12 protein-coding genes and 1 pseudogene are annotated in these 14,480 nt (G+C 48.1%); 11 read left to right on the forward strand and 2 right to left on the reverse strand.

What is annotated here, in order from left to right:
- Positions 1 to 161: 161 nt before the first annotated feature.
- Together JJD41_RS14860 and murQ are read left to right on the forward strand one after the other, a co-directional pair.
- Positions 162 to 542, forward strand: a complete 381-nt coding sequence (locus JJD41_RS14860) for a DUF3110 domain-containing protein (protein WP_168571433.1) — start codon at positions 162 to 164, stop codon at positions 540 to 542.
- A 170-nt stretch (positions 543 to 712) separates the two neighbouring features.
- Entirely contained in the window at positions 713 to 1,657 is a 945-nt protein-coding gene (murQ, locus tag JJD41_RS14865) for an N-acetylmuramic acid 6-phosphate etherase (RefSeq protein ID WP_200667796.1), read from the forward strand.
- 69 nt (positions 1,658 to 1,726) lie between these two features.
- Here murQ and JJD41_RS14870 read toward each other — a convergent pair.
- Positions 1,727 to 2,551 (reverse strand): annotated as a pseudogene (locus tag JJD41_RS14870) (RNA-guided endonuclease TnpB family protein).
- 68 nt (positions 2,552 to 2,619) lie between these two features.
- On the opposite strand from JJD41_RS14870, the gene JJD41_RS14875 reads away from it, so the two are divergent.
- Positions 2,620 to 4,113: a site-2 protease family protein gene (locus JJD41_RS14875; protein ID WP_200667798.1), complete on the forward strand. Its 1,494-nt coding sequence runs from the start codon at positions 2,620 to 2,622 to the stop codon at positions 4,111 to 4,113.
- Here JJD41_RS14875 and JJD41_RS14880 read toward each other — a convergent pair.
- Complete coding sequence (locus JJD41_RS14880) at positions 4,072 to 5,763, reverse strand: alpha/beta hydrolase (protein ID WP_200667800.1); 1,692 nt, start codon at positions 5,761 to 5,763, stop codon at positions 4,072 to 4,074. The two genes, JJD41_RS14875 and JJD41_RS14880, sit on opposite strands and share 42 nt — an antisense overlap.
- Before the next feature lie 146 nt (positions 5,764 to 5,909).
- Between JJD41_RS14880 and JJD41_RS14885 the strand changes: the two genes are divergently transcribed.
- From JJD41_RS14885 to JJD41_RS14920, 8 genes are all read left to right on the forward strand, one after another.
- On the forward strand, positions 5,910 to 6,572 hold the full coding sequence (locus tag JJD41_RS14885; protein WP_200667802.1) for a hypothetical protein: 663 nt from the start codon (positions 5,910 to 5,912) through the stop codon (positions 6,570 to 6,572).
- Between the two features lie 183 nt (positions 6,573 to 6,755).
- Entirely contained in the window at positions 6,756 to 7,694 is a 939-nt protein-coding gene (locus JJD41_RS14890; protein WP_200667804.1) for a hypothetical protein, read from the forward strand.
- Positions 7,695 to 7,840: 146 nt separating this feature from the next.
- Positions 7,841 to 8,311 (forward strand): DNA phosphorothioation-associated protein 4, encoded by a 471-nt coding sequence (locus JJD41_RS14895; protein ID WP_200669210.1) that lies wholly within the window; start codon positions 7,841 to 7,843, stop codon positions 8,309 to 8,311.
- A 129-nt stretch (positions 8,312 to 8,440) separates the two neighbouring features.
- Entirely contained in the window at positions 8,441 to 10,411 is a 1,971-nt protein-coding gene (locus tag JJD41_RS14900) for a DEAD/DEAH box helicase family protein (protein ID WP_200667806.1), read from the forward strand.
- 2 nt (positions 10,412 to 10,413) lie between these two features.
- Entirely contained in the window at positions 10,414 to 10,605 is a 192-nt protein-coding gene (locus JJD41_RS14905) for a CxC ATPase DNA modification system associated small protein (protein WP_200667808.1), read from the forward strand.
- Positions 10,606 to 10,786: 181 nt separating this feature from the next.
- Positions 10,787 to 12,646 carry a hypothetical protein gene (locus JJD41_RS14910; protein ID WP_234488844.1) on the forward strand — a complete coding sequence of 620 codons (1,860 nt, stop codon included), beginning with the start codon at positions 10,787 to 10,789 and terminating at the stop codon, positions 12,644 to 12,646.
- 4 nt (positions 12,647 to 12,650) lie between these two features.
- Positions 12,651 to 13,118 carry a hypothetical protein gene (locus JJD41_RS14915; protein ID WP_200667812.1) on the forward strand — a complete coding sequence of 156 codons (468 nt, stop codon included), beginning with the start codon at positions 12,651 to 12,653 and terminating at the stop codon, positions 13,116 to 13,118.
- 398 nt (positions 13,119 to 13,516) lie between these two features.
- Positions 13,517 to 14,308, forward strand: coding sequence for an MlaE family lipid ABC transporter permease subunit (locus JJD41_RS14920; RefSeq protein ID WP_168571425.1), 792 nt, complete (start codon positions 13,517 to 13,519; stop codon positions 14,306 to 14,308).
- The last annotated feature ends 172 nt before the right edge of the window (positions 14,309 to 14,480 follow it).

Raw genomic sequence — 14,480 nt, forward strand, 5'->3', positions numbered from 1 at the left:
AGATTGGAGATGCAAGGGGAGAACCATCACTTGAGTCTTGCGAGGGGAGACTTTAGACTTGAGACGGGGACGAGACCGACAAAGCACCCAAGAAGCGACGGCGCGATCGCCTCGAATCACTTGAAACCCTAAAACCCAAAAAAAATTACCGATTTCCAACTATGCGAGTTTACGTTTTACTCTTCAATCCACGCACTGAAAACGAAGGGATCCATACCTTGCAGATCGGCGATCGCAACACGGTTCTGATGTTCGAGTCGGAAGACGACGCCACCCGTTACGCCTTGATGTTAGAAGCACAAGACTTTCCCGCCCCGGTTGCCGAGGAAATCGACTCGGAGGAGGTGGAAGCCTTTTGTAACGAGGCGGATTACGATTGCAAGTTAATCCCCGAAGGGGAATTAGCCGTCCCTCCAGAAACCAATATCGAGGATACGGACTGGAAAGCCGACCAACCCCAACAGACCCCAGCCACAGACGAGACAGAGATCTCTTCTGACGATCTCGATCGCATCCGCCGACAGTTAGAAGGCTTGTTGTGAGGATTTGAGATTTGAGATGGATAGCGTAACCTGGATCGGATCCTAGCAACAGCGCTCGCAATGCTCGGCGCCCCGCTCAACTCCGAGATCTAACCGCCCACCCAAAGCGGGCCCGATGCCCGTATTCCAAGCGGGCCCGATGCCCGCACTACTCCTTACTCCCCCAAAACATGGAAGAACGCGGACATTTACTGACCGAACAAATCAATCCTTCGAGTGCGAATCTCGATCGCCTCAGTTCCCTAGAATTGGTCGATTTATTCAATCGAGAAGACCAAAAAACCCTAGACGCGATCGCCGGGGCGCGCGAATCCCTGGCCCAGGCGATCGATCGCGCGGCCCAAGCGTTAGGGCGCGGCGGTCGCTTATTTTATATCGGCGCCGGAACCAGTGGTCGTTTGGGCGTGTTAGACGCGGCGGAATGTCCGCCCACCTTCTGCACCCCTCCCGAACTGGTTCAGGGCATTATTGCCGGAGGCGCCGGGGCGTTAATCCGCAGTTCGGAAGACCTCGAAGACCGGGCCGAAGATGGCGAACAGGAGATCGCCCGCCGTCACGTCACCGAGTTGGATATGCTGATCGGCATTACCGCAGGGGGGACGACCCCTTACGTGCAAGGGGCGATCCAAGCGGCGCGGCGGCGGGGGGCAACCACGGCCCTGATCGCCTGCGTGCCCGTCTCGCAAGTTCCCGTAGAAGTCGATATCGACATTCGGCTGATTGTCGGACCGGAGATTTTGGCGGGTTCGACGCGCTTAAAAGCGGGAACGGTCACCAAAATGGCCTTAAATATTATTTCGACGGGAATGATGGTGAAGCTGGGTAAGGTTTACGGCAATCGCATGGTCGATGTTGCCGTGACCAACAGCAAGTTACACGATCGCGCCTTGCGCATTCTGCGCGACCTGACCGGATTAAATCGCGATGAGGCGGGCTATTTGCTCGAAAAGAGCGGGCGATCGGTCAAATTGGCTTTATTGATGCACTGGACCGGACTCGATCGCGACAGCAGCGAAACCCTCCTCGCCGAACATCACGGTCAACTGCGATCGGCGATCGACAGTTACCGCGATCGCGACTCTCAAACGTCCGATAATAGTAAACCGTCGCATTAAAATCGTCTGCACGATTACAACGACAGCTTGACATCCTCTCCGGCCTAAAGGCACGGAGATTCCCAGACCTCACGAGCTGAGTTTCTGCTTCGTAGCACCAGCCCTGTGAGATTTACTCTCTTCAGGTCTTACGGTCGCGACCCAGACTTACACCGCCTGCCCGGCGGCCAAAACATTGATAGCAGCATTGACATCCCGGTCATGTTCATGCCCACATTGAGTACATTCCCATTCCCGAACATTCAAAGGCAGTCGTTCGACGACCTGCCCACAGTTGGAGCAGCGCTTGGAAGACGGAAACCAACGGTCAATCTTGACCAATTCCCGACCGTACCACTCGCTCTTGTAAGTAAGCTGCCTGACCCATTCACCCCAACTGGCATCCGAAATGGATTGAGCCAAGTTGCGGTTTTTCACCATGTTCTTCACCACCAACTCCTCAATGGCGATCGTTTGGTTGTCGCGCACCAGTTGAGTCGTCAGCTTGTGAAGAAAGTCTTTGCGGGAATCGGCAATTTCGGCTTGCAACTTAGCGACTTTGAGCCTTGCTTTGTACCGATTATTGGAACCCTTTATCTTTCGAGACAGCGCCTTTTGCGCTCGATCCCGACCTGCGCAAAAATGAGAAAACGCTGTTTGGAGGTGTCGCAAGCCTTGTTGCAAGGGGACGCAGCTCACTTCGTTCAGAAAGCTAAGCTCGTCTTCTTTTTTCCATTCGGCGAGCATGGCCGATGTTTCTTTGTACCCGATTCGTTCTTGCCTTTGATGCCAACCTTCAGTCCTTGCGGTCAAAGCTCGGTTATAGACAAGACGGGTACAACCCAACGTTCTGCGAAGCAAATTTTCTTGCTCCGGGGTTGGATAGAAACGATATCGGAACGCCTTTTGAGTCATGCTCCCGTTATAGCGCGTACAATGTAAAGCCGCCCTAGAAGGGCGGGGTTTCAGACCCAGGAGTTTTGATGAATATTGCAACAGAAAACGTGGCGACGATCGCGATCGTCTTCCTCGCCTTGGGAGTCTTGGGATGGGGATATTATCGCGCCCGATCCTTCGGAAAATTGGGGATTTTGGCGTGGCTGCAGTCCGTCGTGCTCATGGCCCCGTGGCTGCTCTTTTTCGGGCTATTTGCGGCGGGGATTTACCTCAATCTGGTCGGGATTCTTTTCCTCGTGATCGGATCGGCTGCCGTTTATATCTTCCTCGGCAAAAAGTTACGCGCCGAAGGACAGGAAACCCTGTTGCGAGAGCGGGCCGCGCAACGCCTGCAACAGCAAGACGTCGCCGAAAATGGGGAAGCCCCGAAAGAGGGCGGCGATTCCACGATCGCCCCACCGGAATTCGTTCCCATCCCTCAAGAAGACCTGCAAAAAATTCAAGGAATCTTCGGAATCGACACCTTTTTCTCGACCGAAACCATTCCCTACCAACAAGGGGCCATTTTTAGAGGCAATTTGCGCGGCGACCCGGAAGAATCGCGCCAGCGCCTCTCCAAAAGCCTCCACGACCGTCTCGGCGATCGCTACCGCCTGTTCCTGGTCTGCGATCCGGAAGACAAGCCCGTAGTCATCGTCCTGCCCCAGGAAAACGACCCCCAACCCCTGAGTACCGGACAAAAAGCCCTCGCCGGAATTTTACTGGTGGCGACGATTTTAACCAGTTGCGAGACGGGCGGTTTATTCCTCGGCTTCGATTTATATAGCCATCTCGATCGCCTCGGGGAAGTGCTGCCCCTCGCCGCCGGAATTTGGGGCGTCCTCCTCGCCCACGAAATCGGTCACCGGGTCTGGGCCAAACGCCACGACGTGCGCCTCAGTTGGCCGTTTTTAATCCCTACATGGCAAATTGGCTCGTTTGGGGCGATCGATCGGTTCGAGTCCCTGTTACCGAACCGCAGCGTCTTATTTGACGTGGCTTTTGCCGGACCGGCGGCGGGAGGTTTGGTCTCTCTCGCCATGCTCTTAATCGGTTTTAGCCTGTCCGGGGAAGGCAGTTTATTTCAAGTCCCCTCGGAGTTTTTCAAAGGCTCGATTTTAGTCGGGACGTTGGCGAAAGTCGTCCTCGGTTCCCAATTGGAACAGCAACTCGTCGCCGTTCATCCCCTCGCCGTCATCGGTTGGCTGGGGTTGGTGATTACCGCGATTAACCTCTTACCTGCGGGTCAGTTGGACGGCGGGCGCATCATTCAAGCGGTCTACGGTCGTAGAATGGCGGGACGCACGACGATCGCCACCTTAATTTTTCTGGCGATCGCCTCGTTTGCCAATCCCCTCGCCCTCTATTGGGCCGTGCTGATCTTTTTCTTGCAACGCGGTTTAGAACGTCCCAGTTTGAACGACATCACCGAACCGGACGACGCCCGGGCGGCTTTAGCCCTGCTCGCTTTGTTCTTGACGATCGCCACCTTGTTACCCTTAACCCCCGGTTTGGCCGGACGTTTGGGCATCGGCGGTTAGGGCGGCGATCCGCCCTTCTAAGCGTTGGAACGGGCGCGATCGCACCGCGATCGCCAGGATCGATAGGGGCAAAAACAGCATCTGTCCCACCAAATACAGGGTCACATACAGTTGACCTGCCGCGATCGCCAGCAACCCATCGGAGAGCCGCCAGTACACCGCCAGCATCAACACCACGGACAACCCCAAGACGATCGCCCCCTGGCGGCGGTTCCAGCGTCCCATCCCCGTAAAGGTCAAGGGACGCCGCATTAAAGCGATCGCCAACGACGCACATTTTTCAAATTTTGTCAAGGTTATTCCCGGCCACAATAACTCGATCGTGACGAGCAGAACCAATAGCCAACTCGGTTGCAAACCGAAGCTGTAAATCGGAAAAAACAAGAGTTTCAGCTTCAGCAAGCCGTTGTAAAGCCAGAATAACGGCCACTGGATTAAAAATAGGGGTAAAGCGAGCAGATAATCGGGATCGGCGAACGCTTGGGGTAAGCCATTCATCAGCGCCGGGGCGATAAAGGCGATCGCCAGCAGTCCCAGATAGAGCAAAGGAACCCCGAAACAACGGGCGATCGGGCGATTGCGGGCGATCGCGTAATTGCTCGTCAGTAACAGCATGTAGCTGAACCCCACCATATTCGCCGCCCCCGACCTCGGCGCCACGTCTAATAATGCCAACCCCCACTGTAGGGCGATCGCCAACCCCAGCAGCCAAGAGACGCAATAACGATAAATCTCCCGAATTTCCGGCAATCGCACGGGTAACCCCGTCCGCCAAAATAGGTGGGTTCCCAAAGCCACTCCACCGCCAAATATCGCCAAAAAACAGACAATCAAGGGCGGCGCTTTCGGAAATCTCAACGGTTGCGACACACCGAACGCCTGCTGCAACCACTGTGTAACCCCTCGGATTAAATAAGGATCGAACGGTTCGCCGATATGGTCCGTACTCGGCGAAATTTGCAACGCCCGGGCGGTTCCCTGCTCGAAATTCCCGCAAATATGCTCGGAATTGATACAAACCGCATAATTCTGCGGCGCTGCTTGTTGCAACAGGGCGATCGCCTCCGACGGCGGATTGAGTTGTTCGTACAATCCCACCCCTAAAAATAAGTTTTTCGGCATCGTTGGCGTCGCCTCTCCTCCCATTCCCAAAACCACCGTCGCGGCAATTTCAGGATCGTATTTGCCCAATTTGAGGGCAATCCTGCCCCCGAGAGAGTGTCCCACCACCGCAATGCGATCGCGATCGAACCGATCTCGGCGATCGCGCAGGTAATCCACCACCGCCCCGGCGTCCGCCAGTTGCCGATCCTCCGTTTCTTCGACCTTCTCCTCCTCGATCCGATAAGACTCCCCAGACCCGCCAAAATCGAGGGCGATCGCCGCCATTCCCCCCCGCGCCAGTTCCACCCCCAACGGCGCCATCATTTGCTTGTAGGCGTTAACCCCGTGCATCAAGACCGCCACGGGATAGGGTGGCGGCGTGTTTTTCGGAACGTATAAGCGACCGATTAACTGACCCTGGGAATCCCGGGAAATACTCAACGCTTCCGAGTCTATTTCGGCGATCGGATTCAATACAAATGACCCGACCAGTCCGAGAGTCAGTAACAAGATACTGAAAAATACACTAAGGCGCTGGAGATGCATTTGGATTGTAGATTTTAGATTGTAGATTCAGGGAAGAGTTCAAACGCTAGAGGGACGATTCTGACGCTTTCTCTTGCGAGTCCCCACTCCCGACGGCTAGCCTCGTGCCAGAATAAAGTTAATCGTGCTGTTGTCTATCTTTCTGTATGCAGTTTAATCCTTATTTTCCGGCGATCGCCGCCGTCGCTTCGATCGCGATCGTCGCCCCAGTCGCCCGCGCCGACAGTCCCCTGACCAGTACCCGTTTTTGGGAAGCTTATGACGACGTGGAAATTGTCCGTCATGCGTCGGAAGCCCAACTCGACGATCGCGTGATGGCGGCGTTGAGCGACCCGGATGTTTCTCACGACGTGCGAGCGGCGATCGTCAATGCCCTCGGCTGGCAATTTGAAACGACCTACAACGCCCGTCAGTATTTGCAATATGTCGCCGAACAACACGATCGCCCCGCTTCGGAATTGGCGATCGCCGATTTGACGGCGGAGGAAACCTTTGCCCTCGGTTATTTATTGGCAATGGACGATTATTTCACCATGAAAGCGATCGGCGGTGAAGGCGAAGTGATGCAAACCGACGCTTTAAATCTGGTGGAAGCGGCGATCGATAAAGACCCGAAATCTCTCTCAATTTTTCTGGTTAGAAGTCTCGTGCGCGCCCAGGAAGAAATGGATCGTGTCGAACGCTGGTGCGGCGTTTATCAAGGGGTCGATACCGCTCTCAAAAAGTATCCCTTCGAGACCGACATGCGCCCTGAAGCCGTAGATATTATTATGGGTTATATCGAGGGCTATCAAGATTATTGTAATTGACGGGCGATCGGCGATCTTACAGCCATTTTTCCGATTGCTAATTTCCCGAACTTTCCTGAAAACCGAGCGATCGTCTCCTTAATTCTCAAATAATTAACGATTAACATTGGGGGCGATCGTCTGACAGTTAAAGGTGAACCGAACCAGTCAAAATGCCCGCCCTACTTTCTCCCCCAAAATCTTATGAATTGGATCGCAAATTTTCTGGCCTTAATCGCCTTTGTTCCTGCCAGCAGCGTTAATTTACCGCCAGGAACGGGTACCCGTGTAGATTCATTTAGTGACAATTTTGAGGACCGTAACTGGAGTTACACCTATAACGCCCCCAAAGTTTACAATCGCTACCACAATCCCGGTTCGGGCTGGGTCAACGAAATTCCCGCCAAAAATGCTCCCTTCGGTCAGTCCACGAATAATAAATGGCATGAAGGGCAAGTACGCGGACAACCGGATATTGTCGAACAAGTTCCCACCCCTTCTGGCGGTTTACCGGGCAGTCAATATGCGTTGAGATTGGCGACTAAAGACTGCGGGACGCCCAATGTAACCCGAGGAACATTACAGCAAGATGACTTGTTGCTGCGTCCGGGAAATCAGAGTGTGAATTTAGCAAAGGGTAAGGGGGTTAGTGTCGTCACCCGGATTTACGTACCGCCATTAAGTGAATGGGAAAATCGCCAAGGCTATCACATCGGTTTTCGCGTCGGTGCGACGGGCGAAAAAAATGGCAAAAGCGAGAATTATTGGCCGGGAATTTGGATTTGGTTTAACAATAAAGCCGGGGAACAATCCTATCAGTTTGTGGTTCGAGCCAATGAAAAAGGGGAAGATGCCTTTGCGAGCGATCGCCGCCACACGCGCGGGGGTTGGTGGACCCTAGGAATGGCATTTAATGAGGACGGATCGATTAGTTATTATGCCAGTCCGGGAGTAGACGACCTCAAAGCGAGCGATATTCTCGCGTATCGGGCGGGGTCGCAAAGTGCGGTAGCGACATATAAAGCTTACGGACTGGAATTCCAGGATTTAGATTACGTCTTCTTCTCTCTCGGTAGCAATGACGGCCAGTGGGCTACGGAGTTTATTGTCGATGATGTGGCGGTGTATCGCATATCGAGTTAGGTCGATTTAGAGGAGAGTTACAATATCGGAGCGATCGCTTGTTTTGGCGATCGCTCTATTTTATGCTCTTTATGCTCAATTACGGCAAATATGGTAAATATATTATTATTGCATCTGCCCTTCGGTTCAGCCCGATTTCGATCCTCATGGGTTCCTATCGCGTTAAAGTGGCGAAAGATAAAGCCGAATTAGTCAAAGCCCTCACCGACGACGACAATAAAGAGGGGCCTTTTTCCACTTATGCTGACGTGTTAGCTTTTGCGGCGGCGTTAGGCGCCAAGCGACGCCAACGCATCCCGGTACAGCAAGCAGCGAAGCGCGAACCCTCCCCCATTCCGACGGAAATTTTCGTTTCCCGTGGCTATGATTTTCTCTTCAAGTTACTGGCGATCGTCGAACTGGGCGACCCCAATATTATTTCACCCACGGATCCGAATGCGGAAGCTCAACGCGGTCAGATTTTCGAGGAATACGCCAATGGAGGTTTGGAGATCTTGCGTGAAGAACTGCGCGGGGCGATCGATTATTCCGACAAGTTAGGGTTGTTGTTGATTGGAGAACGTTTTAAGGAAGACGAACACGGACAAAAAGAGTTCGATTTAAGTCGATTTTTGTAGCTCGATCTCAAGGAATAAATTGTAGATTTTTACAAGGCTTTTATCGGTCATTTTCGTGCAACTAGAGCTTGGTCTAACCTCACTCAATTGGCGCGGTGACCGATCGCCTCAACAGGAGGAGTATCCGAGTTGAATTTAGCTGAGTTAGACCTTAAAGAAGATTATCGGAGCGATCGCGATAATTTGATTGACGATTTTTACATCCCTTGCTTGGCAAAAGCAACACTTTATCGACGCGCCGTCGGTTTTTTTTCAAGCAGTTCGATGGCAATTGCTGCCAAAGGGTTGACGGCTTTAATTCGTTCGGGCGGTAAAATGCAATTAATTACGTCTCCGAAGTTATCTTCAGAAGATACTCACGCGATCGCGATGGGATTGCAACAACGCGAAGAAATTATTGCGCGGGCGATCGCGAGAGAACTCGATCGAGAATTTGAAAACATTGTAGGCGATCGTCTGGCTTGTTTGGCTTGGTTGTTAGCACGAGATATTCTCGAAATCAAATTAGCGATTACCAAAGCTGTCAATGGTTATGGAATTTATCATGAAAAACTGGGAATTTTTACAGATCGAAACAATGACAGTGTTGCTTTTACTGGTTCTGCGAATGAAAGCTCTTCCGGTTTAATTGCCAATTTTGAATGTATCGATGTTTTTTGCTCTTGGTCTTCAGAAGTGCGATCGAGAGTTTTACGAAAAGTTCAAGACTTCGATCGCCTCTGGAATAATAGAACTGACAATGTAGAAGTTATTGAATTTCCGGAAGCCGCGCGGCGATCGCTGCTGAGAATGACACCCGATCGCCCACCGACTGAGGAAAGATATGAGGTAACATTCAATCAGTTTTCGGTATCTGAAGCTCGGGATAATTATAATTTAAAATCATCTAAAAAACAGAATACTTGGCGACACCAAAGCGAAGCAATTGAAATATTTCTAGATCACTGTCACGGTGTTTTAGAAATGGCAACAGGAACCGGGAAAACGCGAACTGCATTAACAATTTTACAAAAACTTGTCGATTTGAATGCAATTGATTCAGTTATCATTACTACTATCGGCACAGATCTTTTAGATCAATGGACTAAACAGCTATATCCCATCGCAACTCGTTTAAATCCAAGATTTCGCGTTCTTAAACATTACGAACAACACCATCAAAGAGAAGAATATAGCTTAGATCCGGATTGCAGTATTTTAGTGATTTCCCGCAATGCGTTACGTTACGTATTGCGTTGTCTCGATCGCCAAACCCGGAGTCGGTTACTGATTATCCATGATGAAGTTCATGGATTGGGAAGTCCTGCTAATATTGAAAATCTAGATGGATTGTCCGTTGATATTGCTTATCGTCTGGGTTTGAGTGCAACCCCAGAAAGAGAGTACGATCGTGAAGGAACAGATTTTATCGAACAAAATGTTGGCTCTGTAATTTATAGGTTTAGTTTAGAAGATGCAATTAAGCGAGGAATTTTATGTGAATTTGACTACCACGGGATTGAATATGAAATATCAGAAGAAGATCGGCAGCGCATTCGAGGAGTTTACGTTCAAAAACAATCTCGTAAAAAGGAAGGAAACCCGATGTCTAATGAAGAATTTTGGACGGCATTGGCTAGAGTCTATAAAACATCTAAGGCTAAATTACCCTATTTTGAAGCATTTTTAGATGAATATCCTGAAGTTCTCGAACGCGCGATTGTTTTTGTTGAAGATCGTCAATATGGAGAAGAAGTTCTGGATCTTATTCATCACCACCGTCATGATTTTCATACCTATTATGCTGATGACGATCGCCAAAAATTGATCGATTTTGCTGAAGGAAAAATTAACTGTCTGATTACCTGCCATAGAATTTCCCAAGGTATTGACATTCAGTCCCTGCGTTCTGTAATTTTACTGTCGTCAGCACGAGCAAAATTAGAGACAATACAGAGGATGGGTCGTTGTTTGAGAAAAGATCCAGCTAATCCGGACAAACGGGCGATCGTTGTTGATTTCATCCGTACTCAAGAAGAAGATAAAGAAGAACTCAATAGCGACCAAGAAAGAAAACAATGGTTGGAAGATTTGTCTAAAATTAATCGAGAGGAAGACTAAATATGGCATTAGATCAAATTATAAAATCAGCAATTAAAGAAGTAGTAAAAGATAACAATCAGCCGGATAATCTTGCAGATGAATTGATTAACTGTTTAAATGAAATATCAGAATCTAATACTAATTTAGACGACGATGATGAAGCTGAAAAATTTGTTGAAAGTATTCTAAATACGGTTCTACTAAGTGATTAACAATCGTATTTTTCTATTCAGTCACCAATTCTTTCGATCTATTCTTTAGTGAGTGGAGACTAAAATGAGTCTAAAATTTTTCATTCTAGGGTGGTCTAGCGAAAACTTAAGATGTCCGGATCACGAAATAAATTTATGTCAAGATAATTCTCTAGTCCCCTATCCAGTTAGCTTAATTCAAATGCCTAATGGTACGGGAAAAACAACAACCTTAAAATTATTAAGAGCAACTTTATCCGGTTCGGCCAAAAATTGGAATCCCGACGAAATTCTGGCTTTCCGCAACAATGGTAATCCTTCATTTGGTCAATTCATTGTTCACCTTGCTTTAAATGAAAAAAGGTTAACTTTTGAACTCAATTTAGACTTTGAAAAACTTACAGTAGATTATCGCACGACTTTTAGATCGGGAGTTAAAGATGGATTCTATCCCCCTCCACAAATTTCAAAATTTTTAAATCCTACTTTTGCCGATCTTTTTGTCTTTGATGGCGAACTAGCCAATCACTTACTTGACGCCAATCGTACTCGCGCCCGTGAAGCCATTGATGCTTTATTTCAACTATTTTTGCTAGAGAAAGTTCGGGGCAAATTTGAATCATATTGGCAGAGTTATACTGAGACAACAAATGTTAAAAGCGAACAATGGTTAACTAGGTTACAAAACGAGTTAAAAGGACTCAATCAAACACGTCAGAATGTCAAACACAAGCAAACCAAATTAAACAAAGAGAAATCTCGGTTAAAATCACAAATTGAGCAAGCGCAAGCTGAATATGATAAAGCCTTCAAAAAGGATGAAAATCTTGGTAAAGATCTGGATGATTTAAATGGGCGTCTTCAAACGGCAGAAAACCTCGTAAAGGAACAAATAGGAACAGTAATGCGTTCCATGCGATCGCCCCACAAACTTTTACCCGGTTTGGCTCATCAATTAGTCGATTTAAAAAGTAACTTAGATTTGCTAAAATTACCCACTTCAACTTCTAAAGAATTTTTTGACGAACTTGCTGCGGCGGATGAATGTGTCTGCGGTCGTCATTTAGACGATTTGACACGTCAAGCGATTCGCGATCGCGCACAACAGTATCTAGGAGAAGATGAAGTTGGAGTTTTAAATAGTATTAAATCAGATATTGCTGACTATTGTTACGATTCAAATCCTGATAGTTATCATCAAGAATTTCAACAAGAATTAAATAATTTATCTAAATTCATTAGAGATAGAGATGATTTGAAAACTCAAAAAAGCGGTCTTGAAAATTTGAGAGAACAGAAAGGTGACTCGGAAATCAGAGAGAAGAAAGAAAGACTACAAGAGCTTGAAGAAAAACAAAAAAAATGTATTAAAGATCTTGAAGAAATAGAAAGGTCTCCTTCCCCTCAACCCGACAAGAATACAGAATGCTTGAAAGAGCTAAATCGACTCATTCAAGATAAAGAATACGAGGTAGCAGAAGCAACAAATACTATCAAACTGAAAAAGCAAATCGATATACTCTCGCGAATTCTGAATCAAGCGCATGGAAAAGCCAGGGAAGAACTACGGGAATTAATTCTCAAGCAAACGAACGATCGCATAGCTGAACTCTTATCGAGAGACCCTATTTTTTTAGAAGATATTCAGGAATCCTTGAAATTACAGGGGAAAGAAGGTGCTAGTGTGGGTCAAACGTTGTCGGTCAGTTATGCTTTTCTAGCAACCTTATTTAACCGCACTGAACATCAGCTTCCTTTTATTGTCGATAGTCCGGCAGGACCATTGGATCTTAATATTCGTCCTGAAGTTGCCCGTTTAATCCCAAAGCTTTGCGATCAATTTGTGGCTTTTACAATTTCCAGTGAACGTCAAAATTTTGTTGATGTTTTAGAATATAGTAAACCGCAAAATATAAAATATTTAACAATATTTCGTAAAACACCACAAATGAACGATCTCTGGCAAAATATCGACGATCGTCTAGTAACTGAAACATCGAATGGTATCTTAATTCAAGGAAAAGAATTTTTCGATCGCTTTGATTTAGATAAGGAGATTTAAGTTTATGGGATTTCAAATTCGCAAAGATGCTCGACGCTGGTTTAAATATCTTGAAAAGGATTACGATTTATTGTTCGATCCCTATTATTGGTGTTTAACTGCTGGCTTCGCTTCCGGTCATCGGGATTCGGTCAAAAGTGATGAGGTAGATGATTTTGTCGAATATTTTCCTGGAGATTATAAGAGCCAAGGGCGTTTGTTAGTCGGTTTGTTAATTCATGCAGAATTGCGTCGCCTAGCCATCGATCTAAAGGAGCGAGATGCAGTTTATAAAGTGATAAAGGAAATTGTCGATCCCGAATCACCCTCTTATATGTCTCTCGATGGAATCAAGCGCATGAATGCTTACGCTCATGGGGGATTTGATGTCTTATCAGAAGAATTGGAAGAACGACCGCGTTCTATGGAAACATTTGTCCGCAGCTATGCCAAAATTGTTAGTAAATTGTATCAAGATCGGTCGCAAAAATAATAATTTTTTGTTTTTTGGTTGAGAGTCTATGAATAGCATGTTACTACAGACAATACAAATCAAATCAATCTGATATTTCATAAAGTTGGGATGATGTAAGAGGAGATGAAGCAGATAAGTATAGAAGGAGAAATAAACATCCACAGCCGATAGAATATTCCCTTCTAAGCCCAGCGATCGGAGCATTTGCATCGAGAGAAGATCGCAGAAGCACTCATACACAAGAAATTGTACAAAAGGAACGATACCCATCCACCCCACACATCCACCTCGCTCAGATCCGCGCGATCGCCGATGGCGGGCGTCTCCATCGCAAATCTTAAGTTTTAATCAAAAAAATTATTGCAGATGAGTCAATTCAATTCGCTACAATTCAACGTTGTACGTTCGGCGTCGCCTTGAATAAAAAGAAATCTCAATCCAGCTTGACCCAATGGATGCGGCGATCGTTCGCGGCGATCATGCTCGGCGGTCAAGTCATCTATCACCTACTCTCCGGTAAAATCCACCGTCGCAACACCCTCGAACAACTCGCCGCCGTCGGTCCGGACTCCCTGCTGATCGCCCTAATTACCGCCGCCTTCGTCGGGATGGTCTTCACCATCCAAGTATCGCGAGAATTCATTAACTTCGGCGCCGGGAGTGCGGTGGGTGGGGTCCTCGCGATCGCCCTCGCCAGAGAACTCGCCCCCGTCCTGACCGCCGTCATCCTCGCGGGTCGCGTCGGTTCCGCCTTCGCCGCCGAGCTCGGTACCATGCAAGTGACCGAACAAATTGACGCCCTCTACATCCTCAAAACCGATCCGATCGATTACCTCGTCATTCCGCGTTTTCTCGCTTGTTGCATCATGTTGCCGATCTTGACCTTGTTTTCTCTAGTCACGGGTCTAGTCGGCGGGCTGTTCATCGCCACCAATCTCTACAGCTTGTCCCAAACCATGTTTCTCGAATCGATTCGCAACTTTTTAGATATTTGGGATATCCTCAGCGCCGGAATTAAAGGCTTATTTTTTGGGGGGTTAATTGCCACGATCGGCTGTAGCTGGGGCTTGACCACCACAGGCGGGGCGAAAGGCGTCGGACAATCGACCACCACCGCCGTCGTCACCTCCTTACTCGCCATTTTTATTGCGAATTTCTTCCTATCCTGGCTGATGTTCCAAGGGATGGGTCAGGGAGGCGGCTTGTAGTTGGGACAGATCGATGAAGCTTATAGAATAGAGGCAATTTAGAGACGATCGCCCCTTCCCGGTTTACGGGAATCCACCGAGATCGTTATCCTGAACTCAACTGCAACTCAACACGACTCAATTGAGAACCGCTATAAAATCCGTGCTTTCACATTCACTCGGATCGTATCGC

Origin of the sequence: Oxynema mangrovii CENA135, from assembly GCF_016632315.1 — a bacterium.
Classification (GTDB): domain Bacteria; phylum Cyanobacteriota; class Cyanobacteriia; order Cyanobacteriales; family Laspinemataceae; genus Oxynema; species Oxynema aestuarii.